23 protein-coding genes and 4 tRNA genes are annotated in these 23,210 nt (G+C 40.7%); 16 read left to right on the top strand and 11 right to left on the bottom strand.

Translation table 11 applies throughout. The features are described 5' to 3' along the window. Nucleotides 1–13 precede the first annotated feature (13 nt). The 4 genes from miaB (at nt 14) to C3F34_RS08980 (ending at nt 3,472) form a co-directional block, all read left to right on the top strand. Nucleotides 14–1,471, top strand: coding sequence for a tRNA (N6-isopentenyl adenosine(37)-C2)-methylthiotransferase MiaB (gene miaB / locus C3F34_RS08995; protein WP_044739151.1), 1,458 nt, complete (start codon nt 14–16; stop codon nt 1,469–1,471). A gap of 39 nt (nt 1,472–1,510) precedes the next feature. Then, nucleotides 1,511–2,587 carry a PhoH family protein gene (locus C3F34_RS08990; RefSeq protein ID WP_016168552.1) on the top strand — a complete coding sequence of 359 codons (1,077 nt, stop codon included), beginning with the start codon at nt 1,511–1,513 and terminating at the stop codon, nt 2,585–2,587. A gap of 18 nt (nt 2,588–2,605) precedes the next feature. Continuing rightward, nucleotides 2,606–3,088: an rRNA maturation RNase YbeY gene (ybeY, locus tag C3F34_RS08985; RefSeq protein ID WP_104441436.1), complete on the top strand. Its 483-nt coding sequence runs from the start codon at nt 2,606–2,608 to the stop codon at nt 3,086–3,088. Between the two features lie 78 nt (nt 3,089–3,166). Next, a complete protein-coding gene (locus C3F34_RS08980) occupies nt 3,167–3,472 on the top strand; it encodes an antibiotic biosynthesis monooxygenase family protein (RefSeq protein ID WP_104441435.1) in 306 nt (101 codons plus the stop codon). Here the strand turns inward: C3F34_RS08980 and C3F34_RS08975 are convergent. After that, complete coding sequence (locus C3F34_RS08975) at nt 3,469–4,350, bottom strand: energy transducer TonB (RefSeq protein WP_104441434.1); 882 nt, start codon at nt 4,348–4,350, stop codon at nt 3,469–3,471. The two genes, C3F34_RS08980 and C3F34_RS08975, sit on opposite strands and share 4 nt — an antisense overlap. Before the next feature lie 229 nt (nt 4,351–4,579). On the opposite strand from C3F34_RS08975, the gene C3F34_RS08970 reads away from it, so the two are divergent. From C3F34_RS08970 to C3F34_RS08950, 5 genes are all read left to right on the top strand, one after another. Next, on the top strand, nt 4,580–5,263 hold the full coding sequence (locus C3F34_RS08970) for a hypothetical protein (protein ID WP_104441433.1): 684 nt from the start codon (nt 4,580–4,582) through the stop codon (nt 5,261–5,263). 166 nt (nt 5,264–5,429) lie between these two features. Beyond that, nucleotides 5,430–6,143, top strand: coding sequence for a DUF3108 domain-containing protein (locus tag C3F34_RS08965; protein ID WP_016168557.1), 714 nt, complete (start codon nt 5,430–5,432; stop codon nt 6,141–6,143). 89 nt (nt 6,144–6,232) lie between these two features. Continuing rightward, nucleotides 6,233–6,808, top strand: coding sequence for a xanthine phosphoribosyltransferase (locus C3F34_RS08960; RefSeq protein ID WP_044739148.1), 576 nt, complete (start codon nt 6,233–6,235; stop codon nt 6,806–6,808). Between the two features lie 267 nt (nt 6,809–7,075). Continuing rightward, nucleotides 7,076–8,140, top strand: a complete 1,065-nt coding sequence (locus C3F34_RS08955) for a sensor domain-containing diguanylate cyclase (RefSeq protein ID WP_104441432.1) — start codon at nt 7,076–7,078, stop codon at nt 8,138–8,140. Nucleotides 8,141–8,391: 251 nt separating this feature from the next. Beyond that, entirely contained in the window at nt 8,392–8,760 is a 369-nt protein-coding gene (locus C3F34_RS08950; protein ID WP_044739147.1) for a hypothetical protein, read from the top strand. A 62-nt stretch (nt 8,761–8,822) separates the two neighbouring features. On the opposite strand, the gene wrbA is transcribed toward C3F34_RS08950, so the two are convergent. Both wrbA and C3F34_RS08940 read right to left on the bottom strand, forming a co-directional pair. Then, nucleotides 8,823–9,425 carry an NAD(P)H:quinone oxidoreductase gene (gene wrbA / locus C3F34_RS08945; protein ID WP_016168561.1) on the bottom strand — a complete coding sequence of 201 codons (603 nt, stop codon included), beginning with the start codon at nt 9,423–9,425 and terminating at the stop codon, nt 8,823–8,825. A 107-nt stretch (nt 9,426–9,532) separates the two neighbouring features. After that, a protein-coding gene (locus tag C3F34_RS08940) for an IS4 family transposase (protein WP_104442269.1) occupies nt 9,533–10,623 on the bottom strand; the annotation gives its coding sequence in 2 pieces (ribosomal slippage) (nt 9,533–10,083 and nt 10,083–10,623; 1,092 coding nt in all). A 103-nt stretch (nt 10,624–10,726) separates the two neighbouring features. Here C3F34_RS08940 and C3F34_RS08935 point away from each other — a divergent pair. From C3F34_RS08935 to C3F34_RS08920, 4 genes are all read left to right on the top strand, one after another. Continuing rightward, on the top strand, nt 10,727–11,977 hold the full coding sequence (locus C3F34_RS08935; protein ID WP_016168562.1) for a YihY family inner membrane protein: 1,251 nt from the start codon (nt 10,727–10,729) through the stop codon (nt 11,975–11,977). Nucleotides 11,978–12,236: 259 nt separating this feature from the next. After that, nucleotides 12,237–13,400: a TIGR00341 family protein gene (locus tag C3F34_RS08930; protein WP_104441431.1), complete on the top strand. Its 1,164-nt coding sequence runs from the start codon at nt 12,237–12,239 to the stop codon at nt 13,398–13,400. Further along, entirely contained in the window at nt 13,397–14,446 is a 1,050-nt protein-coding gene (locus C3F34_RS08925) for a linear amide C-N hydrolase (protein WP_104441430.1), read from the top strand. Before C3F34_RS08930 ends, C3F34_RS08925 begins: the two co-directional genes overlap by 4 nt. A 77-nt stretch (nt 14,447–14,523) precedes the next feature. Next, nucleotides 14,524–15,009: a hypothetical protein gene (locus C3F34_RS08920; RefSeq protein ID WP_158654341.1), complete on the top strand. Its 486-nt coding sequence runs from the start codon at nt 14,524–14,526 to the stop codon at nt 15,007–15,009. Between the two features lie 64 nt (nt 15,010–15,073). On the opposite strand, the gene C3F34_RS08915 is transcribed toward C3F34_RS08920, so the two are convergent. Next, the gene (locus C3F34_RS08915; protein ID WP_104441428.1) at nt 15,074–16,009 is read right to left on the bottom strand and encodes a DMT family transporter; all 936 of its coding nucleotides are present in this window, start codon (nt 16,007–16,009) and stop codon (nt 15,074–15,076) included. 117 nt (nt 16,010–16,126) lie between these two features. On the opposite strand from C3F34_RS08915, the gene C3F34_RS08910 reads away from it, so the two are divergent. Then, complete coding sequence (locus C3F34_RS08910) at nt 16,127–16,933, top strand: AraC family transcriptional regulator (protein ID WP_104441427.1); 807 nt, start codon at nt 16,127–16,129, stop codon at nt 16,931–16,933. A gap of 44 nt (nt 16,934–16,977) precedes the next feature. On the opposite strand, the gene C3F34_RS08905 is transcribed toward C3F34_RS08910, so the two are convergent. The 7 genes from C3F34_RS08905 to C3F34_RS08875 all read right to left on the bottom strand — a co-directional run bounded on the left by C3F34_RS08905 (nt 16,978) and on the right by C3F34_RS08875 (nt 19,541). Beyond that, nucleotides 16,978–17,622, bottom strand: a complete 645-nt coding sequence (locus C3F34_RS08905) for a fumarylacetoacetate hydrolase family protein (protein WP_104441426.1) — start codon at nt 17,620–17,622, stop codon at nt 16,978–16,980. Between the two features lie 34 nt (nt 17,623–17,656). Next, nucleotides 17,657–18,160, bottom strand: a complete 504-nt coding sequence (locus C3F34_RS08900) for a YcxB family protein (protein WP_016168569.1) — start codon at nt 18,158–18,160, stop codon at nt 17,657–17,659. A gap of 211 nt (nt 18,161–18,371) precedes the next feature. Beyond that, nucleotides 18,372–18,448, bottom strand: a tRNA-Arg gene (locus tag C3F34_RS08895). Nucleotides 18,449–18,548: 100 nt separating this feature from the next. Further along, entirely contained in the window at nt 18,549–19,163 is a 615-nt protein-coding gene (locus tag C3F34_RS08890) for an HAD-IB family hydrolase (RefSeq protein ID WP_104441425.1), read from the bottom strand. Nucleotides 19,164–19,235: 72 nt separating this feature from the next. Beyond that, nucleotides 19,236–19,312, bottom strand: a tRNA-Arg gene (locus C3F34_RS08885). Between the two features lie 48 nt (nt 19,313–19,360). Beyond that, nucleotides 19,361–19,437 (bottom strand) — tRNA-Arg (locus tag C3F34_RS08880). A 14-nt stretch (nt 19,438–19,451) separates the two neighbouring features. Then, nucleotides 19,452–19,541 (bottom strand) — tRNA-Ser (locus tag C3F34_RS08875). A gap of 265 nt (nt 19,542–19,806) precedes the next feature. Between C3F34_RS08875 and rnr the strand changes: the two genes are divergently transcribed. Together rnr and C3F34_RS08865 are read left to right on the top strand one after the other, a co-directional pair. Continuing rightward, on the top strand, nt 19,807–22,245 hold the full coding sequence (gene rnr / locus C3F34_RS08870) for a ribonuclease R (RefSeq protein ID WP_171284960.1): 2,439 nt from the start codon (nt 19,807–19,809) through the stop codon (nt 22,243–22,245). A 50-nt stretch (nt 22,246–22,295) separates the two neighbouring features. After that, nucleotides 22,296–23,183: a VanW family protein gene (locus tag C3F34_RS08865; protein WP_104441424.1), complete on the top strand. Its 888-nt coding sequence runs from the start codon at nt 22,296–22,298 to the stop codon at nt 23,181–23,183. Nucleotides 23,184–23,210: the final 27 nt, after the last annotated feature.

Below are 23,210 nucleotides of genomic sequence, written 5' to 3'. Positions count from 1 at the left end.
GTTAGGAGCCTACATGACGGTTCAAACCTTCATCCCGAATGGTGCCAACGCTGCCTCAGAAAACACTGTTACCCAGCCACAGCACACCCCAGCCACCGATGGATCAGTTAAAAAACTGTATATCGAAACGCAAGGGTGTCAGATGAATGAGTATGACAGTCACCGTATGGCAGACTTACTTGGCGACTCACACGGCTATGTACTAACTCAAGACCCGAAAGAAGCGGATATTCTATTGATGAATACCTGCTCTATTCGTGAAAAAGCACAAGAAAAAGTGTTTTCCGAGTTGGGTCGCTGGCGCAAGCTGAAAGATAAAAATCCTGACCTAATTATTGGTGTAGGTGGTTGTGTTGCTTCTCAAGAAGGCGACAACATTCAAAAACGTGCCAATTATGTCGACATGATTTTTGGTCCACAAACTTTGCACCGTTTGCCACAAATGCTTGATCAGCATTTCGAACAAATCGAAAAACCCAAGAAAGAAAAAATCAAACTGGTGGATATTTCTTTCCCTGACATTGAAAAATTCGACTTTTTACCTGAACCGCGTGTAGAAGGTTACAAGGCTTTTGTTTCAATTATGGAAGGTTGTTCAAAATATTGTTCATTCTGTGTGGTGCCTTACACCCGTGGTGAAGAAGTTTCACGTCCACTTGATGATGTTTTAGCAGAAATTGCCACCTTAGCCGAAAAAGGCGTACGAGAAATTTCTTTGCTCGGTCAAAATGTGAATGGTTACCGCGGTGAAACTTTCGAAGGTAATATCTGTACTTTTGCAGACTTGTTACGTCTTGTTGCAGAAATTCCAGGTATTGGCCGTTTGCGTTATACCACCTCACATCCGCTTGAGTTTAACGATGATTTGATTCAATGCTACCGTGACTTACCACAAATGGTATCGCATCTGCATTTGCCCGTACAAAGTGGTTCAAACGATGTACTGCAAGCAATGAAACGTAACCACACCATTGATGTCTATATCGACAAAATTGCTAAGTTACGTAAAGTGCGTCCTGATATGCATTTATCAAGTGACTTCATTATCGGCTTCCCAGGCGAAACTGATGCTCATTTTGAAGAAACTTATCAATTTATCAAAGATATGGACTTCGACCATTCTTATAGTTTCGTGTATTCAAAACGTCCAGGTACACCTGCATCTGACCTTGAAGATACGACTCCTGAAGAGGTGAAAAAAGAGCGCTTAGCCAAGGTTCAAAAGTGGATTAAGCAATCTAGTATTGAAAAGACCGATGCCATGCTCGGCACCATTCAACGGGTTTTAATCGAGAAAGTTTCGGATAAAGATCCAAACTTATTGATTGGTACGGCAGATAACACCCGTTACGTGAGCTTTATTGGTGATGCAACATGGGTTGGACGTTTCGCAGAAATCGAAATTACCGAAATTAAAACTTTGAATTTTGTTTATGGTGAACTCTTGAATCTTGAGCCTGACGTGGCGTAATGTAAGGGTATAGATTCAAGCTACCATAAAGGAACTCTCTTGACTGCAGCGATTCGACGTACAGTAACTTTTCCTGGTATTTCAATGGAGCGTTTAAAGAGCATGCTCGGTGCTTATAACGGTCACTTGAAACAAATTGAACAACGTCTAGATGTCCAAATTTCCCATCGAGGTGATTATTTCTACATCGATGGGGAGATTGATGCAGTCGAAAGAGCCGAGACACTCTTGCAACGTCTGCATGAAGAAGCTGAAACCTCTCAACAAATTACTGCCGACGTCATCCACATGATGATTCAAGGCAGTCAAACTGACCGTGAAATTCAAGAAGACTTTTCTGATAATGGCCACACAGGTTTAGAGGACGTTTATCTACAAACCCGTAAAGGTCGGATTAATCCACGCGGTGCAAACCAACGACGCTATGTTCAGCGAATTCTGCAAAGCGATATTTCATTTGGTATTGGCCCTGCGGGGACAGGTAAAACCTATCTTGCCGTTGCTGCCGCAGTCGACATGTTAGAACGCAATGAAATCCAACGAATTTTACTGGTGCGTCCTGCGGTTGAAGCAGGTGAAAAACTCGGTTTCCTACCGGGTGACTTAAGCCAGAAAATCGATCCATACCTCCGCCCTTTATATGATGCCTTGTATGAAATGCTCGGTTTTGAAAAAGTGGCGAAACTGATTGAACGTCAAGTGATTGAAGTCGCTCCACTGGCCTACATGCGTGGTCGTACCTTAAATCATTCTTTTGTCATTCTGGACGAAGCTCAAAATACTACGCCCGAACAAATGAAAATGTTCCTGACTCGTTTAGGCTTTGGTTCACGTGCGGTGATTACTGGTGATGTCACGCAAGTCGATTTACCACGTGGTCAGCAGTCAGGTCTCGCACATGCACTACGTGTCATTGAAAATGTGAAAGAAATTCACATCACCCGCTTCCATTCACGTGATGTGGTCCGTCATCAACTGGTACAAAAAATCGTAGAAGCTTACGAAGGTTGGGATAGCGAACAACAACGCCTGAGTGCCGAAGCACGTGCAGAACGTAAAGCGCGTCAAGAAGCCTTAATTGCTGAAAATGATGCTGCTGCGGATGCACAAGATTAACCGCTTTAAGGATTCATTTTGAAACTTAGTCTTTCTCTACAACAGTCGTTTCAGTCCCCAGCGTTGGTACTGAAACGCGCTTATCTCAAAAAAATCGTGGAAACCAGCTTACGCCATATCGATACACAAAGTGACTGTGAAATAGGTATTGCCTGTGTCGATAATGATGAAAGCCATAAATTGAATTTGGAATACCGCGGTAAAGATAAACCCACCAATGTCTTATCTTTTCCAAGCGACCTACCTGATGAAATGGCTCAAATTCTTGATTCATTTCCGATTGGTGATTTAGTCATTTGTATTCCTGTTGTGCTTTTAGAAGCACAGGAGCAAAACAAAACCCCACTCGCACATTTCACGCACATGCTCGTGCATGGTACTTTGCACTTAATGGGCTACGACCATGAAACCTCTGAAGCAGATGCCGAAGAAATGGAAGCTCTAGAAATAGAAATATTGGCGAAACTGGGTTTTGACAATCCCTATTTAGAACAAGCATAGATCCTAAAATGCGAGCTTCGGCTCGCTTTTTTATGTCAACAATAATGACAAATATCAATTAGCGAAGACAGGACAACCATGAAGTACGTAGTCATTTTTAAAGCCAAAATTAAAACCCTAGATGAACAATATTCTCAAACAGCGCAGTTGTTACGCGAAAAAGCACTGAGTCAGTTTAATTGTCAAAAGTTTGAAGCCATTTCCGAGCAAGACTTTGAAATTGCATTGTCTTACTGGAACAGCTTGGCAGACATTCAAGCATGGCATCACGATGCCGAACATCAAGTGGCACAGCAATTAGGTAAAGAACAATGGTATCAATCCTTTAGTGTAGAAATTTGTAAGATTGAACGCCACTATACCCATTCAGTCCATTCAATTTAATGGACTTCAAACTCGGCTTCCGCAGGGTCAAAACGCCATGTTCGGACAATGCGTAACTCGGAGATATCTTTCATATTACGTTCAAATCCAGTAAATGGTGCCGCTTTACGTACCGATGCTTTCGCGGCTTCATCAAGTAAGTCATGTCCAGAGCTTTCAATTAAACGAATGGCCCGAATCCCACCATTACGGTTCAGAATGACCATCAAACGAACTTCACCTGCCAACCGCTGTTGTTTTGCTTGATCTGGATAATAACGGTTGCCGTAAAATTCAACTTTCTGTCTAAATTTTTCTAAATATGCCGCTGTAACGTCTTGCTTGGCTTGAATACCATCGACCGTTTTAATTTTCTGTTGGCGGCTAAAATTCTGTTGACGCTGTAAATATTGTGCTTCCAGACTTGCTACCATGGCAGCTTTGGCTTGAAACTGACTGTTTAGTTCATCCATCGCTTTTTTCCGACGAGTTTGTTCAGCCTGCTTTTGCCAACTCAGCGTGGTCATCAAGACTTTTTCTTCAAAATTCAGTTCACGCTTTTGTTGGGTTTTTTGCAGGGTTTCCATCTGCTTTTCACCCGCACTTTGCTCCAGCATGGGTGCTGGCATGTCACTCGACATTCGATGTGCTTCGCGGAATGTTCCTGAACCTTTCTGATCTGCTTGTGCTAGAAAATCAGCTTGTTCAACCTTCTGTTCGCTCGGTCGCAACGTCACTGCAATTTCCTTCACCGCCGCATCCTGTTGTGTGGGTGCAGCAAATTCAATAGCTAAAACAGCGAGATGTAAAGCCAGTGCAAAGCCCACCGCAGTTGTAAAAATCGGGTCTTTCCACCACGTGCGCAATAAAGGCGTATAATTTATTTTATTCAGGATCATAACTAACCGACAAACTGCCTTCCCCACACTGCATATACAGTAAAATTTTGACTTGGTTGCTATTATGTTGATAAAACCCAAAGTTCATCAATACAACAGAATCACTGCCTTAAAATACTGAAAATGGTGCAATTAATTTTGCTAAACTGCAAGATTGAATTTTTGTATTTTAAATACAATTCAGCAAAATTAATCAAAAGCCAGTAGATTCACTTGCTAGGATGCCTTTATGCAAACGCTACTTTCCAATATTTCTAAACGGCTACATCAAGTGTACCAAAAAGCAGAAGGCTTTATTGAAGATGAACGTGAATTTCCACTTTCACAAGTCTTTTTAAATGCGACTTTCCAACGCTTTGTCACAGACAATGTGAAAATGCTAAAAGATTTGCATGCCGACCTGCATGATGACTGGTTACGTTTATATGCCACTTTAGAGTTTAAAGGGATTTATACCACCCTTTCTGTAGATCTAAAGTTGGTACAAATGGAAATGAATAGAGACATTCAACTGATTGTATTCGAGCAAATTAGCGATACACAGGTCATAGAAGCTAAATTTCAAAATGTGTTCCATAAACTTGGTTTTAATACTGCGATCTATTTCTATCAAAAAATTCTAAATAAAGATCCTTTAGGCATGATTCTTGAAAAATTGAATGTGATTAAGGTAAAAGATGATTTATTACATCTAGATTTGAATCGCTGGCTAGGTAAAAAACGCTCGATTCTGGATACACTCAATAAAGTGCATGTCAATCATGCAGTCTTGCGCGAAGCTGAACTGGTCGTTTTAGGCAATGTGAATTTAGCCGCCTTATTTGGCAAAATGACTGAAGATGAAATTGAAGATTGGGCACATGAAGGTATTCCTGAAAACCAAGTCACACCTATTAAACAAAAGCGCAAATAGGGACAAATTTCATGTCTAAATTGACACGAAATACCAAGAAAAAATGCTACAGGAAAGATACACTTTGCACAAAAAAGCAGATTTTATCTTCATAATACATAGGCATAATAAACGGGTGTAATTTTACACTGCACTTATTTTAAACTTCACAGGAACACTTTCACTAATGGCTAAAAATGTTTTGAAAACAATAGCAATGACGACAGGTATTGCCTCTACATTGTTATTTACTGGCTTTTCCAGCCAAGCATTCGCCATGAGTCCCTTCCAAGCAAGTTATCAATTTAACTACAATGGCAAGAACATGGGCTCGGCAACTCGTACCTTAAGCAAATCAGGAAATACCTGGACCTATGTTTTTGCAGCCAAAGCTGGAGCAATTGCCTCTGCATCTGAAACCAGTCGCTTTGGTTTCAATGCGGGCAAAATTAATTCCAATAGCTTCAGTCGAACCAGCAAAATTTTGGTGCACAATAACACCATGAACATCAACTTCAATCCAAGCGCCAAAACCATTAACACTAAAAAAGATGATAAAGCGCGTTCATTTGCTTGGAAAGCTGGTGTACTGGATGAGCTAAATGCCGAATTACAAATCCGTGAGGACTTGAAAGGTGTCGGTATGAAATCGTCTTATTTGATTGCTGACGCCAAAGAAGTCGAATCTCGCCAGTTTGTTAAGCAAGGTTCTGAAAAAGTTAAAACCTCTTATGGGACCTTCGATACAGTTAAAGTAGTGATGAAACATGATAAGCCAGGCCGCGATACGACTTTCTGGTTAGCTCCTAAATTGGATTATCTTCCAGTGAAAGTGACCCATCAGGATGGAAAGTCATCTTACGGTCTACTGTTAACTGGATATAAAGGCCCCACTAATTAGACCATTTAGTCAATTTTACTTGCATTTTTTCAGGTGCTTTTTAAAATACGCTTTTGCTTGAAAAAGCACCTGCCCCCGAGGATTCTCCCGTGCATGCACTAGAACAGAAAATCTTAGCAGAAGGTATCGTTCTCTCTGATCAAGTTCTGAAAGTCGATTCTTTCTTAAACCACCAAATTGACCCAGTTATGATGCAACAGATTGGTCAAGAGTTTGCGCGTCTATTTAAAGATGCGGGGATCACCAAAATCATCACAATTGAAGCATCAGGTATTGCACCTGCTGTTATGGCTGGTTTAGAACTCGGCGTGCCTGTCATTTTTGCACGTAAATATCAATCTTTAACTTTAAAAGATGATTTATACCGTTCAAAAGTCTTCTCATTTACCAAGCAAATTGAAAGCACCATTGCAATTTCAAATAAACACATCAGCTCTACTGATAAAGTATTGGTGATTGATGACTTCTTGGCGAATGGTCAAGCTGCTTTAGGTCTTGCTGATTTGATTCACCAAGCCCAAGCTGAAGTTGTAGGTATTGGTATTGTGATTGAAAAATCATTCCAGCCTGGTCGTGCATTGTTATTGGAAAAAGGTTACCGTGTTGAATCTTTGGCACGGGTAAAATCGTTAACCAATGGTACAGTTGAGTTTGAACGCGACTAAGTGCAAATACTGTATTTAAAGAGCGCTTAAGCGCTCTTTTTTATTTTGCCAGACTGAGTTCGTACACACGAAAATGCTTTGCCCTGAACAGTTTGATTTATTAAATAAACAGAAACTATGCTTTGTATATAAGTAGATTTATTTCAGATATCTGAAAATTAAATTCGCGCTTTAAATCCGACTAGAGAACAACTAATTTGGTCAACACTTCAATTCCAATCAAAAAATCGCTTAAACTGACCGCTGGACTTAGAGAAACATCCCACGATGAACAACAAAAAGATGGTTGAACGGATATACCCACCAAATCAATTAACTCCACTGAATGAACACGATTACATTCAACTTCCAATCAATTTCATTCATGATCTTGCACAAGCAGATTGCCTACAGAGTCTTTTAGATAAAATTGCGTTCTGGATTTCACAGATCTTTCAAGCTGAACGTACGAGTATTACCCTATATGATCGGGCTCATTTTCTTAAACTGTATTCCATATCAGGTAATCAGGCGATTCCGCTTGAATTTAAAGTTCCCATTCAACAGACATTTGTTGGACGTGTTTTTAGTACCGCTACACTTCGAATTTGCGATGATGTCACCTTATTTGAAGAATTAGATTGCCATATGTTGGCTCAAAATGGCATGGGGTCATGCATGGATGCGCCTTTAATGCATAAGGGGAAATGCTTAGGTACATTAAATGTTGCCGACCGTGCCAAGTTTCATTACACAAAGCAACAAGCCATATTATTACAATGCTTAGCAAACTGGATTGGACTAAACATTAAGTTGCACCTACAGGTGCAAGAAATGCAAAAACTCACTTCTACCGATGAATTGACTGGTACTTTTAACCGACGTATGTTTACTCAGCAAAGCAACCATCACATGCTGCTGTTTTTTAATACCCAGACCCCTTTTAGTATGGGTATCCTCGATATTGATCACTTCAAAACTTTAAATGATTTTTATGGTCATCAAGCTGGAGACTATGTGCTTCAGCAAATGTGTGAACACATTCAATCTCATTTAAATGAGCATGATTTTCTTGCACGAATTGGGGGGGAGCAATTTGCCATTATTTTTCCTACCCATGCTGTAAAAGATGCAGTAAATCGATTTAAACAAATACGTACTGCCATCGAAGATATGAAACTTCCATATCAAGAAGAAATCATCTGTTTTACCGTCAGTATTGGGGTAGCCGAAGCACATATCACAGACTTGAATGCAGAAACCGTCTTCAAACGTGCGGATAAAGCGTTATATCAAGCTAAACTGGCAGGACGCAATCGAGTCCACTTCGATGTGCCTACTCTTAGCATATAAGTTTAAATACAAAACCAAATGTTCTTATACTTGCTTCATATTTTCTTCATTATTAATTATAGAAGAGCGCTGTGCTTACAACTCAATTAAACACATTGCCGTTCTTTTTCGCTAGAATTCACCTTAGATTTACAGACTTAGTAAATTCATACAAGTCACAGCAGCACATGGTGGTTCTGCTAAAACGTGAATCTTGACGAAAATTGCTGTATCTCGTGATTGAGTTTACGGCACGCAAAGGCAAATCATCTATGGAAAATACGATTCTCTGTCCTAAATGTGGTTCCAGTGACGTTGAAAAACGTGACCATGACCAACACCTGAAAAAAGCCAGTGGAATTTTACTCGGTTCAGCAGGCGTTGCAGCAGGAACTGTCGGAGGTGCTGCAACTGGAGCCTCAACAGGCGCCGCTATTGGCGCTGTAGCTGGCCCATTGGGCGTTATTGTAGGCGGTACAGTAGGTACTTTTATTGGTGGAATTAGTGTCGGGATTACAGGGGGCTTTCTAGGCAACTATTTTGGCAAAAAAGCAGGTGTCGTGATTGATAAGAATATTTTTCTCGATTACAAATGTTCAAAATGTCATTATCGCTTTAAGCAAAAAATTGAGAACACTTAAGCGATTACTCACTAGGCTTTAAAAGCAAAAGGTCAACATTCTGATGATGCTGACCTTTCAAATTAAACTTGCGTCGTCTGTAGTTTTTGTACGATGGTGGCTAAACGGCGGCCTTGTTCAGTACAGAGTACTTTTTCATCTTGACTCAATTGCTGATCATGGCGTGGACCACTCACATGACTCGCACCATAAGGTGTTCCACCTGTTTTAGTATTCGATAATGCAGCCTGCGCATTAGTTAACCCCATCACCATCATCCCATGATGGAATAATGGAGGAAGCATCGTCAACAGTGTACTTTCCTGTCCGCCATGCATAGAACCCGAAGCCGTGAAAACACAGGCGGGTTTATCGTGTAAAGCACCATTTAGCCATAAACTGGTGGTCTGATCCCAAAAATATTTCATTTCTGATGCCATATTGCCAAACCGTGTTGGTGAACCTAAAGCCAAACCCGAACAATACTGTAAATCCTCCAAAGTACAGTAAATATCTCCTTCAGCAGGAATGCTTGCTGCTGCCTCCGTCACCACTGTAGCCAAATTGGGAACAGTACGAATCTTGACGGCTATCCCTGTCGACTCGACACCATTGGCAATCAAATGCGCCATTTCTTTAGTTGAACCATATTTGCTGTAATATAAAACAAGGACATAAGGTTGCATGACATTTATGATCTAAGCTAAAAATGAAAACTATACGGTATTTTTCCCACTTTTTGGTTAAGCTTGTGTTTGAAAAATATATAAAGTGACTCTGTACACGACAAATTTCATAGGGCCCTTGTCCTATCAGGCTTTTTCTTTCTTAAAATTGCTAGCACTTTCTTAAATTCTTCTTTTTTTCCAAAACCAATCAAACGTAGAATAGCCATCTGAACATAGTCCAAACCGTAGCGAAATAAACTTACTGAAAGTCGTCCATGCTTCTTTAGTTTTATCGCTTTTTTTCGATCATGTTGCCATTCACCTGTTAAATAGCACCAACAGAAACCGATCGCTAGCACTGCTATCAATTTCTTGACTCGTCTAGGGTCTGTTAAACGAGTATTTTCAAGATTGAATCCACGTCCTTTGAGACAACTAAATAAGGTTTCGATTTCCCAGCGTAATGCATAATCACCAATAGCAGAAGCATTAAACATAGGAGAAACAACAAGTAAAAGTTCTCCATCTTCTAATCGTAGCGCACTAATATACAGTTTCACTCGACCAACCCAAATACGTCGTTTACGACATTCTGTTTGACCAACTTGAAGATGACGAAATAAATCACTAATTTTATGATTCTTGGCTAAGTGATTGGTCACAATAAAGTTTTTTTAACACGTATACAGAAGTTAATGTCATTTTCAATTAACCATGTAAACCATTTCTCACCGATAAATTCTCTGTCTGCGAACACATTCACAATACGATCTTTACCAAAAATGGAGATAAAGCGTTGAATCAAAGCAATACGCTCTTTTGTATCTGAATTTCCACGTTTATTGAGCAATGTCCAAACAATAGGTATCGCTATTCCACGATAGACGATGGCTAACATCAAGATATTGATATCTCGTTTTCCCCATTTCCAGTTGGTTCTATCCAAAGTTAATTGGACTTTATCGAATGAAAATATATTGAAAATTAACTGAGAAATTTGACGATAATCGAAATACTGATCTGCAAAGAAGCGTTGTATACGTCGATAAAATGATTGTGGTAAGCACGTGATGGGTAAGGCTTTAGATGCAGAAGAAAGATTACATGTCTGTTTTACAATTAATGCCAGCATAATCAGTGTAAAACATTTTACACGTGACTTGTTCCACTTTAGATATTTGTTTAAGATGAGATGTAACTCATTGAAATGTGTCATCATATTCGTCGTCAGAAAACAAGTATTATGCCATTATTTCAATGAGTTGTCTTTTTTTGTCGTGTACAAAGATAAAGTGATTAAGAATTGAGACTAGAAACTCATGATAGAAAAGTATTTAACAAGACTGCCTTTTTACAGCAAGACTTGGTTTCAGTTTGTTTTATTTGTCCTTCGACGTTTTGAAGCAGACCGTTGCCGCGAACAAGCAGGTTCTTTAACCTATACTACATTGTTTGCGGTAGTTCCGATGTTAACCGTATTTTTAGTCATTATTTCTTCGATTAAAGCCCTCGAACCTGCGCGACAACAATTACAGCAGTTGATTTATAGTAATTTTTTACCTAAAACCACCATTGCTTTTGACAAAGTCCTAACCGCATTTACCGATAAATCCAGCAACTTGACGGTCATCGGGATTTTATTTCTGTTCATTACCACCGTTATGATGCTGACCAGTATTGAAAACGTGTTTAATCGTATTTGGCGTGTTCGTGAAAAACGGGGTGGCATGATTGGCTTCATGCGTTATTGGACCATTATTTCTTTAGGTCCAATTATACTAGGCAGTGCCTTTGTATTATCTTCTACTGTAGCCTCCATGAATCTACTGAGTAGTCATTTGGCAGGCTATGAAGTCAATGGTGCCTTCTTGCTCTGGCTTATCTCCTTTACACTCTCGATACTGGGTTTTTTTATTTTATATTGGACCATTCCCAATCGTAGTGTTCCAATCAAAGCTGCCCTATTTGCAGGCATATTCAGCGCCAGTGTTTTTGAATTATTAAAGAACTTATTTGGTTACATCATGTCTAATTTCACCAGTTATGAAATTATCTATGGTGCATTTGCCGCGCTACCTATTTTTCTATTATGGATTTTTCTATCTTGGAATATTGTACTGCTTGGTGTTGAAATTAGTTATGCACTAACTGCTTTTTATACAGGAAAAGAACAGCGACGACACCCAGTAATTATGCTGCTCGATATCCTACAACTTTTTCATCTCAAGCAACAAAATGGCGAGAGTATGTCAGACAAAGAAGCGCTAGATGTTTTGGGTCGAGAAGAAATTGGCCACTGGCCAAGCTATGTTTTATTACTAGAACAGCAAAATTTAGTGAAACGTACCGATAACAATGAATATGTGTTGGTCCGTAATTTAACGCAGGTTGATTTTTGGAGTTTTTACAAATCACTTCCCTACCCACTACCACGTCGTCCTGACGTTAAAAATATTCATCTCGATGACCATGAGTGGATGCAGCGGATTGGTCCCATGTTTGAAGAAGCTGATGATTATCTGGCTGCCAAACTTTCTCTACCATTGGCGAGCATTTTTGAGCAGCGTTAAACCTCATCAGACAAAGGAGATGAAATCATATTTCATCTCTCGTTTGACCAATCATTCATACCAGTCTTCTCATTTTATTAATCCATTCCCCCCCCTGCCGATTACGTAATTCTCCAAATTTCAAACTACAACTCGTTTAAAAAATAAGCTAATATAAGTTCTAAACCAAATGATAAAATGATTTAAAAACATGATGTAGAAGAAGAACCTCTCATCACAAGCAAGACTTTTGTTTGCGTGATTCAGTTGAGAATTCACTATGACGGACCCAAAAAAAGAAACACCGACCATTATTATTAATGAAACGGAGCCTGAGAAAGAGCGCTTTGAAACACTAAAAGAAAAATTACGCTATCAACAGGCACTTCGAGAAAGCTCTAAACAAATTGACCATAAGCAAGTCCGTCTGAATATTCAGGTCGATGCCCTTCCCAGCAAAACCTTTTTTATTATGAATGCACTAGCAGCAGTAATTGCTGCCTATGGGCTACTTAGTGATTCTACAGCAGTGGTCATTGGTGCCATGTTGGTTGCTATGATGTTAGGGCCGATTGCAGGTATTTCTTTGGCTTTAATCGATAGCCGCTGGATATTGTTTCGTACCGCTTTTCAAACGTTAACATTGGGTATTTTGATGATTTACGGGATTGGTTTTCTTATCGGAATTATCCATCCCAATATTGCCATTACCAACGAAATCATGGCGCGTACACACCCAAATTCGCTCGATTTAATGATTGCTCTGGCAGGTGGTGCTGCAGGTGCCTTTGCCTCAGTTTCACCACGACTTTCAGTTGCTGTAGTTGGGGTTGCTGTTGCCACTGCGTTAGTTCCACCTTTAGTCGCCAGTGGTATTTTATTATCCAGAGCTGAGTTTTCTCTTTCTGCCAATGCCTTCTTGCTGACCTTTACCAATATCATTGCAATTCAAATCAGTTCAGCAATGGTGCTCTGGATTGCAGGTTTTAGACGTGGTTCTAATGAGGAAGTTTCCAGTAAATACCTAGAGTTTGCAAAACGTAATTGGGTCAGCTTAATCATTCTACTTATATTGGCCGTATATTTGACCCTTAATTTACTCCATACCGTTCAGAATGAATTATATAAATCTCACATCAGCGACCTATTGAGTCAAAAGCTTAATAACGAAACCAATATTATTGACACAGTAGAGTTCGAAACACATTCAAACTTTACCTTAGCTAGGGTGTTTATACGTGGGGTTACTCCGCCTTCAACGAATCAAATTGACAAATTAAACCGAGCACTAAGAACGGATCGCAATGGTCACCCGACCTATGTACAAATTCGTTTTATTCCTATTCAAATTATTCAAACCCAACCAACAAAGATTGTGCCTTTGAACACAACCGAATCTGAAAAATCCATCATTCAAATGTTAAAACAACAGGATCCATCATGACAAAAAAATTACTCCTTATTGCAACTTTAACCAGCGGTCTTTTGATTCATTCATCGCTTCAAGCCTGTACCCGCGTTGTTTTTCATGGCGATAATCAAAACATCATGACAGCACGTTCTATGGACTGGAAAGTCGACATCGGGACCAATCTCTGGATCATGCCGCAAAACATCGCCCGAAATGGTTTGGCAGGCCCCCAATCCATTCATTGGAAAGCTAAATATGGCAGTGTGATTGCAACAGGTTATGATATTTCCACAACCGATGGCATCAATGAGAAAGGTCTTACAGCCAACTTACTTTGGCTAGTTGAATCCGAATATCCAGAAGTGAAAAACAATAAAAAGTCCACTTTAAGTATTTCACTGTGGGCACAATATGTGCTGGATAATTATGCGACAGTGAATGAAGCCATTCGTGCACTGGAGAAAGAGCCATTTATTGTGGTCACGGATGATGTCCCTGGGGAAAAACGTCTTGCGACCTTACACCTTTCTCTTTCAGATGCATCGGGAGATAGTGCCATTGTAGAATACATTAATGGTCAACAGGTCATTCATCATAATCCTAAATATCAGGTCATGACTAATTCACCGACTTTTGACGAACAGCTAGCACTGAATGAATATTGGAAAAAGATTGGAGGTACAACCTTCCTACCTGGTACAAACCGTGCCTCGGATCGTTTTGCCCGCGCCTCATTTTATATCAATGCTATTCCTAAAAATGCCAACAGCAAACAGAGCCTTGCCAGTGTCTTTAGTGTGATTCGCAATGCATCCGTTCCCTTCGGTCTCAATACTGAAGAAGAACCAAATATCTCATCAACGCGCTGGCGGACGGTTGTTGACCATAAGAATTTGTTATACTTTTTTGAATCAGCGGTTTCACCCAATACGTTCTGGGTAGATTTAAAGAAAATCAATTTTAAAACTACACCCTTCCAGAAACTTGACTTAGGTGCAGATCAAGCCAATATCTATGCTGGGGATGCCACACCATACTTTAAGACCACGAAAGCATTTGAGTTTTTAGGAAAAGAATAAATACTGCACAGCGCATTACGTTCATTTATGAAAATGTTGCGCCGTCAGTTTTCTATCGATATCAATAAAGGTTAAACATGAATATTTTAAAAACCAGTCTATTCGCAATAGTAACGACTATGGGGCTAGCAGGCTGTGCCACTTCAAACACACAACCTCAAAATATCGCTTCAGCAGGGTTGCTGATCTGTGTACAAAATGAACTTTGCCCAACGGTGAAAGTGACGTGGAACGAACAAAATCGTAGCAATTTAAAAGTTACGGCATATTTGCCAAGTGCTAAAGATGATTATGATATTCAGCAATTTGTCTTTTTAATTGATCAAAAATCGTATAGCTATGTCCCTGTTGGAGCAACCACACATGAATACATCAATCGTATGGTTCCACATCGCTCATCCAATTATGTTGTGGTCCCCAGCGCTTTCTTAAGCACCTTCAAAAATGCCAAAGATATTGAATTAAAACTAGTTACAGACAAAGGTAATATTACTCGTCCTGTATATCGCAATGGGCAACAATCTTCAGCTTATCGTGCTTTTATCAATTTATATCAGCCTTAATTTTCTGACTAAATGCAAAGCCTGTCTTCATGACAGGCTTTTTTGCTAAATACCTAAACAAGGATTAGTCAGATTTTAAAACTTTTGTGAAACCTCGTGATTGCACCCAGCCTTGCATACTTACCACCATAATCCCCAACATCACCAATACCGTACCAATAATAAAGTTCAGTTCAATTTTTTCATTGAGTAGTAGTACTCCAAAAAGCACACCAAATAATGGTGTTAAAAAGGAAAACACACCCAAACGCGAAGCCAGATACTCTTTTAATAGCCAGAACCAAATTAAATAACTAGCGAAAGACACAATAATGGTATGGAACAGCAGACTGCCAATCGCAAACGGAGTCCAATGAATACTGGCCTGCCCCATGGCAAATGCCAGAGGAAATAACAGTAGAAATGCAATCAAAAGTTGATAGAACAAAGTCTGGGTGGCAGGTGCTTCCGCCAACTTAGTTAAACGAACTGCAATCGTGGTTGCCGCCCATAAAATTCCCGCCAGTAACGCCAAGGCATCTCCCCACAAAGCAGTGCTTGATGCCGCCGCCGAACCAACAGGATGAAATAGAAAAGCAATGATAATACCGAAAAATGCAAGCGCGATCCCAGACCACTGCAATACACTCAATCGTTCAGAAGGGAGCTTCCAATGCAGCCCCAAAGCCACAAAGATTGGTGCGGTATACAGCAAAACCACGGTGTGTGATGCCGAGGTAAAACGTAATGCTTGTGCCACCAAAAAGAATTCAGAGGCAAATAACACACCAACAAGAATACCAGCAGCCAGATAATCCCGGCTCCACAGAGAAACTCCATCGGCAAGCTTAATCATGGGGTAAACCATCAGCGCAGACAAGCCTGAGCGCAATGCAATTTGCATTACCGCAGAAATATCTGGTGCAGCCATTTTTAAAATTACTTGCTGCAAGCCCCAAATAATACACAGTACAAACATAATGCTTGCTGCTTTACTGTCTAGTGCCCGACGCTCACTCACGGTCTACTCCCGCTCAATTCATAAATGACCACTATAGACCTGTCACTTTTAAAAGATATACTTCAAAACAGACAACTCATACTATTATTCAGGCAAAATGAGCAACGGGAGAAATAGATGCATACACGTTTACAACATGACTATCATCCCATGCCGACCAATGATGATATTCCTGCACCGCTATGGTTTCGCATTTCCGATGCACCCGCAGAGTCTTGCTATCCCACGCATGAACATGCTTGGGGAGAGTTTGTCTATGCCCTCAACGGCGTGCTCGAAGTCAAAGTGGATCAAATTCATTTTCTGACCCCTCCGCCTTATGGCATTTGGTTACCCCCGCATTTAAAACATGCAGGCATTAACCGTACCGAAGTGACTCATTCCACTTTGTATGTACATGAAAGCCTGTGTGAAGGATTGCCAAAACAGGCAGGTATCTTGCTGACCTCGGCCTTAGTCCCTGCACTTTTACATCATTTACGTCATCATCCTTTGCCTGACCATGACCCTGAACACTTACGTTTGTTGCATGTATTATTAGATCAACTGCGACATGCCAAATGGGTTGGTAGTTATTTACCCTCAAGTAAACACCCAGCACTACAAACTTTACTGGATTATTTACAACAACATCCCGCCGATCAAAGCACTCTGGCACAATTGGCTCAACGAATTAACATGACCGAACGCACTCTCGCGCGTTACAGTCAGCAAGAATTAGGCATGTCATTAAATGAATGGCGACAACGGCTGAAAGTGATTAAAGCCATGTCGATGCTGAATGAGAATAAAACGGTAGAAAGCATCGCACTGGATTTGGGTTATGCCAATGCCTCTGCCTTTATTAACTTATTTAAACGCTGGATGCGCTGTACGCCTGATCAATTTCGCAAGGACTATGCCGCAGCAAATCAATCCAGATGAAAAAAAGGACTGTATTGACAGTCCTTTTTTAACTTCAACTCAACTTAGGCCTGTACAAAAGTAGTCCAAACATAGTCTTGTTGCTGACCTTGCAAAGTCATTTTAAGTTGGTCACCTGCTTGCAATGCAGCAACACCCGCTGGTGTACCTGTCATGATCACATCACCTACTTCTAAGGTAAAGACTTGACTCATATCTGCCAATAAAGTACCAATATCAAAAATCAGATGCGAGGTATCCCCTTTTTGGCGAAGTTCATCATTCACATGCAAGGTGTAATGCACATCATTCCAGTCCTCTATCACATCAGCCACATCAACCCAATCCGCCAACATACATGAACCATCAAAAGCCTTAGAACGTTCCCACGGCTGACCTTTCTTTTTCAAGTCATCCTGTACATCACGTAAAGTTAAATCCAATCCTAAAGTCACAGCACCCACCGCTTGCAGGGCTTTTAGCGGATCGGTTTCGGCTTTCAATTCACGATCAATTCGCAGGGTTAGTTCACACTCATAGTGACAACTACCTAATGCTGAATTCCACGAAATGCCATCTTCCAGTGCCTTTAAACTACTCGGTGGCTTAATAAACAATACAGGACTGTCAGGAATAGCATTTCCCAACTCTCTCGCATGGTCTGCATAGCTACGACCGACACAAACAATTTTAGATGGACGTGTACTCATGATCTTCCCTTCGACTTTTGTGACAACAAATCTTTTACTTAGAATGCTTGAATGTGTTTTCAAATATGCCTTGATCTTCGGCTGTTGCAAAGGCACGTTTGGGTACAATCACCACAGTACGATTTTTTAATTCGAGCATGTAGGTCAGCTTACCCACTGCAAAATTCTGTACTTCATGATAGTTCACGACTTTTTTACGCCCATTGGCATAAATATCAGCATGTTCCTGATATAAATCGATGCCTTGCTCACTTTTCCCAAATTGATATTTTACAAACTGACGCTTAAACATCATCGGTAAGAACCAATAGCGCAAAACCAGTTGTAGAACTAAGAAAAATACGCCCAGCGCAACGTAATAACGCCCCACCCCTGTAAAACCCAAATAAATACCCCAACCAATAATAGCAATACTAATTAAAGGGGTAATAAAACGTGTGAACAGCTTTTTACCAAAGGTGGCTAAGGCAAAGCCATCCTGAGACTCTTCAAGGTTTAAATAATAACGTAAAGATAAGGCAGGCTTGCTGTCTGACATAAATCCATCATCAATCTGAAAACGAGACTACAGCATAGTACACCAAATTTCCGATTTTCTTTATGCTTTTCACCAATACTAAGCGACAACAGATTTTGGAATTTTCACAAAAACGACATGCTTTTACGATATTTTAGGCACAAAAAAAACCGCAATAAATGCGGTTTCCTTTTTATGCGATAGAACAGATAAATGATCTATGCAATCAAGTTGGTGCGCTCAGAGAGATTCGAACTCCCGACCCCTTAGTTCGTAGCCAAGTGCTCTATCCAGCTGAGCTATGAGCGCGACGTCTTGATGGTTGGGCATTATACGCAGTTATTTTAAAATACCTAGTCTTTTTTCAAAAAATGATTCTGAATGTGTAGTTATTAAGCAAATTATTTTCTTAAACCGACAACTCATTCAAAAAGTTTATTTCTTTTCCCTGATAAAACTTGTAATCGGCTAATGCCAACATAGCATGATCATTCGGACTATCCCCATAGGCATACACAGCATCAAAATCACTTAAACAATACTTCTGTTGTATACGCTTAGCTTTTTCCATATATCCACAATCCCCCTGTTGTAACTCTCCTGTATAACAGCCCTCTTGTACTTCTAACTGATTACAGATCAGATCAATGCTCTGTTGCTGACACCAGTGGCTTAAATACACATCCAAAGAAGAAGAGACCACCACCACTTGATCTCCTTTTTGTTGATGAGCCAGAAGTTGTTGCAGCGTATGTTTATTCATTAAATTGGGCAAAATTGTTTTCGAAAATTGCTGACCTTGTTGCTCAAGCATTATGGCAGGATAGTTTTTAAAAGCAGCACGACAAAGTCGGATTCTAATTTCTTGATCGTTGACATAGCCCATCCGAAAACCAATCAGCCATGGTGCTACTTTTAAGCCACCCAATAACTGTTTTCGATAGGACAATGAATATTTTAAAAAATGACTAAAACTGTCGGAATGGGTAATGGTGTTATCGAAATCAAAAAGTGCAAGGTTCATATTATTTAATCTACTATTTTTATAAATTTCACGCACAAAAAAACCGCAACATGTGCGGTTAATTGTTCAAGTTGGTGCGCTCAGAGAGATTCGAACTCCCGACCCCTTAGTTCGTAGCCAAGTGCTCTATCCAGCTGAGCTATGAGCGCATTACTTGTGTGCCAATTCAGGCAATACGTTACATACAGTTTACTTATTGGTGCGCTCAGAGAGATTCGAACTCCCGACCCCTTAGTTCGTAGCCAAGTGCTCTATCCAGCTGAGCTATGAGCGCGACATAAGTAAAGTTGGCGGTGAGAGAGGGATTCGAACCCTCGATACAGTTGCCCGTATGCATCCTTAGCAGGGATGTGGTTTCAGCCACTCACCCATCTCACCGTAACGTGCCGCCATAATACAAACTTAACCCTAGTACTGCAAGCACAGCTGCTATTTTTTTTGCATTATTTTGCTCAATTAAATATTTTTTAAACAATTTACTCAAATTTGAGCAGAATTTACCCTGCAACAGCAGTTATTACGTCCTGAATTTAACTTAATGAGCACTATTGCTCGTGGAAAAACACATTATTGCAATCATTTACGTGCAGTCTGACGCTGCATGTCTTATGCTAATCCTATCTTCTGACACAAAACCAAATCCATGATGAAAAATTGGGTCGATCCTGAAGCCAAAGCGGAAGCTGAACGCTACGAAAATCCTATTCCGAGCCGTACGCTCATTTTAGAAACCATAGAACAATTAAACTCGCCACAATCACATGCCGATTTAGTGGAACACTTCCAAATTGCCGATCAAAAGAGCATTGATGCACTAAGCCACCGACTGATTGCGATGGTGCGTGATGGTCAACTGATGAAAGATGGCTTTAAATTTCAACGTATGGCAGATCAACCTAGCCATGAAGCCACGGTGTATATCAACAGTAAAGGCTTTGGTACGGCCAGTATTGCAGGTCATGACGATTTACTCTTACCTGAACGTGAACTCCGTCAGGTGTTTAATGGTGATCGGGTAAAAGTGCAACAAACTTCGGTCGACCGTAAAGGTAAAGCTTGGGGCTTTATTTCTGAAGTTGTACAACGTCGCGTCAAACAAATTATCGGTAAAGTCTCGCAACACGATGGTGAATACTTTATTCAACCTGCAAATCCGAATGCGCATCAGCCGATTACTCTAGAAAAAGAGTTAATTGAGCATGCCAAACTTAAACTGGGCGATTCAGTTCGTATTGCGATTGATGATTATCCAACCCGTGAAGAATTTGCCACAGGCCACGTGATTCAATCTATGGCGGACAAAGCAGATACTGAAATCATTATCCCGCAAACCATTTTAGAATTTGGTTTACCTTACGAATTTCCAGAAGAAGTCCTCAAAGAAGCGGAAAGCTTTAAAGAGCCCACGGCCAAAGATCGTGAAGGTCGCATCGACTTACGTGACTTGCCTTTAGTCACGATTGATGGTGAAGATGCCCGTGACTTTGATGATGCTGTGTATGCTGAAAAACGCTCTGGCGGAGGCTATCGTGTAGTGGTTGCCATTGCCGATGTCAGTCATTATGTGCGTATTGGTAAACCGCTGGATGATGAAGCACAAGAGCGTGGAACGTCAGTTTATTTCCCTCACTTTGTTTTGCCAATGTTACCCGAAGCCCTCTCGAATGGATTATGTTCTTTAAATCCCCATGTCGACCGTTTATGTATGGTCTGTGATTTAAAACTTTCCCGTGCAGGTCGTGTGACAGGCTTTGAATTCTATCCTTCAGTTATGCATTCCAAAGCACGCCTGACGTATACACAGGTCGCACAATATTTCGATGGCGATAGCGCTGCGGTTCCTGAAGACCGTGACGTACGTAAATCACTCAATACCCTGTTCCAACTGTACCAAGTTCTGAAAGATTTACGTGGCAAACGCCATGCGATGGAATTTGAAACTGTCGAAACTTATATGACTTTCGATGACTTGGGCGGTATTAATGAAATTCTGCCACGTACGCGTAACGATGCGCACAAGCTCATTGAAGAATGTATGTTATTGGCGAACGTAGCTGCGGCAGAGTTTGCTCTCGAACATGATATTCCAATGTTGTATCGTGTGCATGAACCACCTGAGTTCTCACGCATTCAAAAAGTCCGTGATTTTGTCAAATTATTGGGTTTAAAATTCCCCGATCAGCCAACTCAAGCCGACTATCAGGCGGTGATTGAAGCGACCAAAGACCGTATTGATGCACCGAGTATTCATGCGGTGTTATTACGTTCTATGATGCAAGCCTATTACGGCGCGAAAAATGCGGGACATTATGGTCTGGCTTATGAAGCCTATACCCACTTCACATCACCAATTCGTCGCTATCCAGATTTACTATTACATCGTGCCATTAAAGCCAAATTAGCCAACAAGCCATTCCCGCTGTCAGGTGCGGCATTGGATGATGCAGGCGAACATTTCTCGCAGACTGAACGTCGTGCAGATGAAGCGTCTCGCTCTGTGACCATGTGGTTAAAATGTCATTATATGCAACAGCACTTGGGCGATGAATTTGTCGGTGTAATTTCTGCGGTAGCCGAGTTTGGTTTATTTGTCACCCTAAAAGACTTGTATGTGGATGGTATGGTACATGTCAGTCAATTGGGCGATGACTTCTTTGTCTTTGATCAAGTTAGCCAAAGTCTAGTGGGACAAAACCGTGGGCAAACGTTTGGTTTAGGCGATGAAGTCAAAATTAAAGTGGCTGGTGTGAACTTGGAAGAGCGTAAGATTGATTTTGAGCTAATTCAACAATTGACGCATGCAGGACGTGCGATTCGTAGCCGTGCACCGCGCGTTGCCAAAGCTGGGACTGCTCAAGTGAAGGAGGAAACCTTTAATCCTCGCACAGCAAAAGCGCCTGCTGAAGCACGTGAGTCTGGCGATCAACCTGTTGCGAAGAAGAAAGCCAAGTCTAAGCCAAGTTCTTATGCTAAAAAAGCCGATAAGAAAGCATCAACCAAGACTGATGTAAAAGCTAAAGACAAGGCCAAGAAGAAAAAGGCCAAAAAGAAAAAAGCCAACGCAAAAGTGCGTAGCGAATAACTTCAGATAGGTGTTAAGTCTCTAGGCTTAACACCTTTTACTCCAAAAGTATGAAATTCATTCGACGTTTTATCAATAAACCGATTAGCCAGTATCATCCACTGTTTTACTTTTTATCGACCCGCACCCGACGGGCATTACGCTATTGGCAATGGAAAACTGATGGTCAAGATTATGCTCAACAAAAGTGCCCAACTCCTTTGCCCTATCGAGTTAAAAAGCATCAATCAGTTTTAATCCGAAAATTAGGTGACAGTGAGCAGCACTGGCAACACAACAAAGTCATTAATCTAAAAATAGCCAGCCCTTGTATTTCAGGCATTTTGATTGCGCCCAAACAAACATTTTCTTTCTGCCAATTGGTTGGACAACCTACACAAGCCAAAGGCTATGTTGAAGGAATGGAGCTGAGTTTTGGCCAAGCACGAGGCGGGATTGGCGGTGGAATTTGCCAAATTGCCAATCTGATTCATTGGTTGGTACTCCATAGTCCACTACAGGTGGTACAACGCGCACAGCACTCTTTTGACCCCTTCCCCGATCAAGGACGAGTTTTACCTTTTGGCAGTGGTGCCGCGATTTTTTATAACTATATTGATTATCAATTTTATAATCCAACGCCGCATACCTTTCAAATTCGCCTATGGTTTAGTGACAAATGTTTGGAAGGAGAGCTACGCTGTTCGGCAGATTTGGGTTACGTCTATCATGTATTTGAACAACAGCATGCTTTCTTAAAAATTGGGCAAGACTACTATCGACAGAATGAAATCTGGCGCCATCGCAAAGAGAAATATAAAAGTGGTGAAATTCTGGAAACGGAATGTATGACCCGTAACTTTGCCAAAGTCTTGTATATTCCTCAGCATATAGATCAATCTTTTAGCTCTTGGACTGAATTTAGCTCTGAACAGCAAACTCGATCAATTAAAACTTGATTTCCCGCCCAAGAGTCCCTAAATCTA

Source organism: Acinetobacter sp. ACNIH2, assembly GCF_002934965.1.
Lineage (GTDB): Bacteria > Pseudomonadota > Gammaproteobacteria > Pseudomonadales > Moraxellaceae > Acinetobacter > Acinetobacter tandoii.
Note: the sequence above shows the minus strand (reverse complement) of the source record. Positions and strands in the feature narration are given on the sequence as shown.

What these genes read in the sequence shown, in the direction of transcription:
- miaB (WP_044739151.1), top strand. Translation starts at nt 14, where the DNA reads ATGACGGTTCAAACCTTCATCCCGAATGGTGCCAACGCTGCCTCAGAA.
- C3F34_RS08980 (WP_104441435.1), top strand. Translation starts at nt 3,167, where the DNA reads ATGAAGTACGTAGTCATTTTTAAAGCCAAAATTAAAACCCTAGATGAA.
- C3F34_RS08975 (WP_104441434.1), bottom strand. Translation starts at nt 4,350, where the DNA reads ATGATCCTGAATAAAATAAATTATACGCCTTTATTGCGCACGTGGTGG.
- C3F34_RS08970 (WP_104441433.1), top strand. Translation starts at nt 4,580, where the DNA reads ATGCAAACGCTACTTTCCAATATTTCTAAACGGCTACATCAAGTGTAC.
- C3F34_RS08965 (WP_016168557.1), top strand. Translation starts at nt 5,430, where the DNA reads ATGGCTAAAAATGTTTTGAAAACAATAGCAATGACGACAGGTATTGCC.
- C3F34_RS08955 (WP_104441432.1), top strand. Translation starts at nt 7,076, where the DNA reads ATGAACAACAAAAAGATGGTTGAACGGATATACCCACCAAATCAATTA.
- C3F34_RS08950 (WP_044739147.1), top strand. Translation starts at nt 8,392, where the DNA reads ATGGAAAATACGATTCTCTGTCCTAAATGTGGTTCCAGTGACGTTGAA.
- wrbA (WP_016168561.1), bottom strand. Translation starts at nt 9,425, where the DNA reads ATGCAACCTTATGTCCTTGTTTTATATTACAGCAAATATGGTTCAACT.
- C3F34_RS08935 (WP_016168562.1), top strand. Translation starts at nt 10,727, where the DNA reads ATGATAGAAAAGTATTTAACAAGACTGCCTTTTTACAGCAAGACTTGG.
- C3F34_RS08930 (WP_104441431.1), top strand. Translation starts at nt 12,237, where the DNA reads ATGACGGACCCAAAAAAAGAAACACCGACCATTATTATTAATGAAACG.
- C3F34_RS08925 (WP_104441430.1), top strand. Translation starts at nt 13,397, where the DNA reads ATGACAAAAAAATTACTCCTTATTGCAACTTTAACCAGCGGTCTTTTG.
- C3F34_RS08920 (WP_158654341.1), top strand. Translation starts at nt 14,524, where the DNA reads ATGAATATTTTAAAAACCAGTCTATTCGCAATAGTAACGACTATGGGG.
- C3F34_RS08910 (WP_104441427.1), top strand. Translation starts at nt 16,127, where the DNA reads ATGCATACACGTTTACAACATGACTATCATCCCATGCCGACCAATGAT.
- C3F34_RS08905 (WP_104441426.1), bottom strand. Translation starts at nt 17,622, where the DNA reads ATGAGTACACGTCCATCTAAAATTGTTTGTGTCGGTCGTAGCTATGCA.
- C3F34_RS08900 (WP_016168569.1), bottom strand. Translation starts at nt 18,160, where the DNA reads ATGTCAGACAGCAAGCCTGCCTTATCTTTACGTTATTATTTAAACCTT.
- C3F34_RS08890 (WP_104441425.1), bottom strand. Translation starts at nt 19,163, where the DNA reads ATGAACCTTGCACTTTTTGATTTCGATAACACCATTACCCATTCCGAC.
- rnr (WP_171284960.1), top strand. Translation starts at nt 19,807, where the DNA reads ATGATGAAAAATTGGGTCGATCCTGAAGCCAAAGCGGAAGCTGAACGC.
- C3F34_RS08865 (WP_104441424.1), top strand. Translation starts at nt 22,296, where the DNA reads ATGAAATTCATTCGACGTTTTATCAATAAACCGATTAGCCAGTATCAT.